Origin of the sequence: Actinomadura sp. NPDC048032, from assembly GCF_040653175.1 — a bacterium.
In the GTDB taxonomy this organism is placed as follows: Bacteria; Actinomycetota; Actinomycetes; order Streptosporangiales; family Streptosporangiaceae; genus Spirillospora; species Spirillospora verrucosospora.
In genome coordinates this window covers 1-4,054 of sequence record NZ_JBEZJP010000570.1, presented here as the reverse complement: position 1 = coordinate 4,054, position 4,054 = coordinate 1, and the positions used below count along the sequence as shown (strand labels likewise).

Below are 4,054 nucleotides of genomic sequence, written 5' to 3'. Positions count from 1 at the left end.
CGCCGCTCCTGGACTGGATCGCCGAGCGGCTCGGCGAACCCGTGACCATCGAGACCATGGCCGCGCTGCGCCTTCAACTGGTCGCACTCGCCCGCGAACACGAGCGGCGGCTGGGCCGCCAGCTCGGCGGCGACTTCGCCTACTTCGGCCGGATCGTCCCAATCGGGCTGCTGGAGAGCGGGGAGGGCGCGCCACGCGTCGAGGTCCCCGATGACGGCGGAATTACTCACCCTGAAAGGCTATGGCACGGCCCGCCCTGCGTGGACGGAAAGGCCCGCGCGCCGGGGGGCTCGCGGGCACCGACGCGGCAGGGCGGCCCCGTTCGCGGGGCCGCCCGTCGCCGATCGTGCGGCGGGACGCCGCTCGGACCGCCCGGTCAGGCCGCCCGGGACCCGGCCGCGGCCGGCTCTCGCGCGGTGCCGTGGCCGCCCGCGAGCGCCCGGCGGCCGCTCAGGTCCGTCTCGCCGGCCAGCTGGCGCAGCCGCCGCAGCGAGCGGTCGGTGATCTGCCGGACGCGGTTGTGGCTCAGCCCGTAGCGGGCGCCGATCTGCGCGTACGACAGCGGCTGCCCGCTGTCCATCCCGAACCGGGCCCGCAGGATCGCGGACTCGCGCTCGGGAAGCCGGTCCAGCAGCCGTCCGAGGCCCTCGATGTCGTCCAGCGCGAGGATCTCCGCCTCCGGGGTGACGGCGTCGGGATCCTCCAGCAGGTCGCCCATGGGCGTCTCGCCGGCGTCGTCGACGGTCGCGTCCAGGCTCGCCGGGTCGCGCCGCCAGCGCAGCAGCTCGTCGACATGCTCGGCCTCGGCGCCGACGGCGCCCGCGAGCTCCTCGCGGGTGGGTTCCCTGCCGAGCTCGCGGCTGAGCTGGCGCTCCGCGCGCCGCAGCCGGGACAACTCCTCCTCCACATGGACGGGCAGGCGGATCGTGCGGGCGGTGTGGCTCAGCCCACGGCCGATCGCCTGCCGGATCCACCAGGTGGCGTAAGTGGAGAACTTGAAGCCGCGGCGGTAGTCGAACTTCTCCACCGCGCGCATCAGCCCCAGGTTCCCCTCCTGGATGAGGTCGATGAGGGGCAACGAGTCGGTCGGGTACTTCCGGGCTATCGAGACGACCAGCCGCAGGTTGGCCTCGACGAAGCGCTGCTTCGCGCGCAGCCCCGCCGCGGCCAGCTCCGCCAGCTCCTCGCGGGACGCGCCCTCGGGCACCGTCCCCTCCTCGAGCAGCTGTTCGGCGTACAGGCCCCCTTCGATCGCCTTGGCCAGATCGACCTCCTCCTGCGCGTCGAGCAGGGGAGTACGGCCGATCCGGTCGAGGTACGCCCCGACAAGATCCTTGTCGGGGACTTCGACCCTGTCGCCCTTGGTACGGGTTCCAGCCATCCTGACCCTTCTCCGGTGCGATCTCCCTAGGAGGAGAACGCCAATTACCGCTCTGTGATTCCCAGGTGGGGAATACTGCGAGGCTGTAAGCCGCTCTACGTCGTGATACCCCGACTGAGGAGAAACCGACATGGCGACGGTCACACTGACCGCTGAGAACTTCGACGAGGTGGCTCAGGGCGACGGCATCGTGCTGGTCGACTTCTGGGCGGAGTGGTGCGGCCCCTGCAAGAGGTTCGCGCCCGTGTTCGAGCGGTCGGCGGACAAGCACGGGGACATCGTCTTCGGCAAGGTGGACACCGACGCCGAGGCCGAACTGTCGGAGCGCTTCGGCATCCGGTCCATCCCCACGCTGATGGCGATCCGCGACGGCATGATCGTGTTCGCGGAGCCGGGCGCGCTGCCCGAGTCGGTGCTGGAGAACGTGATCGAGCAGGTCCGCGGCCTCGACATGGAGGACGTCCGCCGGCGCGCGAAGGCCTGACCCGCGCCCGCCGGGTTGCGCGGACGAGGCGCGCGGCGGGCGCCGCGGAGGCGCGTGGGCAAAGAAGCGGACGCCGCCGCCCCTTCACCGGCCGGCATGGTCGATGATGGACGGATGCTCGCCGATGTCGTCCGATACCTGGTGTGCCCCGTGTGCGGAGCCGACCTCGAACTGGCCGACCGCCGCCTGGTCTGCCCGGGCGGGCATGCTTTCGACGTCGCGCGACAGGGATATGCGAACCTCCTGCCGGGCAACGCCCGCCCGGGGACGGCCGACACACCGGAGATGGTCCGCGCGCGGGACGAGTTCCTGACGGCCGGCCACTTCGCGGTTCTCGCGGATCGGCTGGCCTGGAGCGTTTCTCGCGCCGCGCCCTCTTTCGTCCTCGACGCGGGAGCCGGGACGGGGCACTATCTCAGCCGCATCCTCGACCGGGCGCCGGACGCCGTCGGCCTGGCCTTGGACATCTCCAAGCACGCCGCCCGCCGCGCCGCGAAGGCGCACCCGCGCTGCGGCGCCGTCGTCGCGGACCTCTGGCGCCCGTTCCCGCTGCGCGATGGCGCGGCCGACATCGTCGTCAACGTGTTCGCCCCGCGCAACGCGACCGAGTTCCACCGCGTGCTCCGAGACGACGGGCTGCTACTGACGGTGACTCCGTCACCCCGGCATCTCGGAACACTCGTGGAGCCCCTCGGTCTGCTCTCGATCGACAAGCACAAGACCGAGCGCATGGACACCGCGCTCTCCGGCTACTTCAAGCTGGACGCGCGCCAGGAGCTCGAAACCGAGACCGTCCTGACGCACGGCGAGGTGATCACGCTCGTCGGCATGGGGCCGAGCGCGCACCACGTCCCGCCGGAGCAGCTCAGGGAACGGCTGGACACGCTGCCCGAGCCGCTGCCCGCGCCGCTGTCGTTCGTCCTGTCCACCTACCGGCGGCTGGAGTAGGCGCGTCCCCGGCCTGCGTGATCTCCAACAGCACCTGCGGGGTCTCGCCCGGCTCCGTCACCTCCTCGACACCCGGCACATCGAGAGCCTCGTAGCCGAACGACGCGGTGAGCGAGCGGGCCACCGTGCTCAGCAGGAGGCGCTGGAGAGCCTGGCCGGCGCGAAGCCATTCCGCGGGGGAGTCCCCCCGCGTGGTCAGCACCGCCCGCTGTCCCGCCGAGTGAGGCGCCGGGGGAAGCCGCCGAAGCGCGGCGCCTTCGAGCCTCGCCTCCCCGGCCAGCTCGTCGACGACGGGAGACGGAGGGCAGGCGCCCGCGGCGGACGGATCGCCACGGAACGGCCGGAGCGTCGCGGCGTAGAGGAGCCGCTCCTCGCGGGACACACGGTGCCGTCCGGCCAGGCGCACGGAGGCGAGGACGGATGGACGTCCGGCATCGGGAAGCAACCGGACGACGGCTTCGTGACCGAGCTGCGCCGCCGCCAGACGCAGGTTCACCAGCGCGGCGCCGCTGCTGAGGTGGAGGCCCCGCCCCGCCGGATCGTTCTTCGGCCGGAACCTGTCAGGGTCGGCGTGCACCTCGATCAGTCCGGACACGACCTTGAACCGCCAGGCATGGACGTCATGGACCGTGGGCCCCATCGTCGCGGCGACCACGAGGCGCTCTGCCGAGACGCGGGCGGCGGCGGGCACGTTCACGGGCGTTCCTCCTGACCTCGGGCGACAACCGACCCGGGAGCCACCGCCGGCCCCAGGGGACATTTCGCCGGGGGAGAGCGGTCAGGGCACGGTACCCCACTGTGACCCGAAGCACGTAGAGCGTGAATGGCGAGGTCAGCGCGCTCGATGGTGGGGTGGGTGAACAAGGGGGCCGGCTTCGCGGACCCCGCGATTTGACGGTCCCGGCGAGCCGTCTTAATGTCTTCCTCGCCCCAAGGGGACGCGGGACGCCGAGAGGCGGCCGGCCCTGGGGAGCAGGTCGCTGAAAATGGTTCGAGCGCCGCTCGGACTGTTGTAAGATGGCTTGCACAGCCCACAACGGGATGCAGGACGCCGCAAGGTGGCCGGCCCGCAGGGCGCCTCCCACGGAACGATCTCTCTGAGTCTCTGGCTTGGTGTCGTGTCGTCGCGTGGGGGACGGGCACACCTTCGACGGTCAAAAAGATCTTCGCAGATCGACTTGACAACGAGGATGAGTCACGGGCGGCTGCGCACCGTCAAGCGCGAGATCGCCCGCATCTAC

General features: G+C 71.6%; 5 protein-coding genes. 2 read left to right on the top strand and 3 right to left on the bottom strand.

Annotated features, from left to right (window positions below):
• Both AB0C69_RS39085 and AB0C69_RS39080 read right to left on the bottom strand, forming a co-directional pair.
• Positions 1 to 230, bottom strand: a 230-nt coding sequence (locus AB0C69_RS39085) for a 3-deoxy-7-phosphoheptulonate synthase (RefSeq protein WP_360361204.1), incomplete at its 3' end; no start/stop codon positions are given.
• Positions 231 to 376: 146 nt separating this feature from the next.
• The gene (locus AB0C69_RS39080; RefSeq protein WP_353835914.1) at positions 377 to 1,381 is read right to left on the bottom strand and encodes a sigma-70 family RNA polymerase sigma factor; all 1,005 of its coding nucleotides are present in this window, start codon (positions 1,379 to 1,381) and stop codon (positions 377 to 379) included.
• A gap of 130 nt (positions 1,382 to 1,511) precedes the next feature.
• Between AB0C69_RS39080 and trxA the strand changes: the two genes are divergently transcribed.
• On the top strand, positions 1,512 to 1,865 hold the full coding sequence (gene trxA / locus AB0C69_RS39075) for a thioredoxin (protein ID WP_345171804.1): 354 nt from the start codon (positions 1,512 to 1,514) through the stop codon (positions 1,863 to 1,865).
• 54 nt (positions 1,866 to 1,919) lie between these two features.
• Entirely contained in the window at positions 1,920 to 2,813 is an 894-nt protein-coding gene (locus AB0C69_RS39070; RefSeq protein ID WP_360361199.1) for a putative RNA methyltransferase, read from the top strand.
• Here AB0C69_RS39070 and AB0C69_RS39065 read toward each other — a convergent pair.
• Complete coding sequence (locus AB0C69_RS39065; RefSeq protein WP_360361196.1) at positions 2,731 to 3,510, bottom strand: hypothetical protein; 780 nt, start codon at positions 3,508 to 3,510, stop codon at positions 2,731 to 2,733. The genes AB0C69_RS39070 and AB0C69_RS39065 overlap by 83 nt on opposite strands.
• Positions 3,511 to 4,054: the final 544 nt, after the last annotated feature.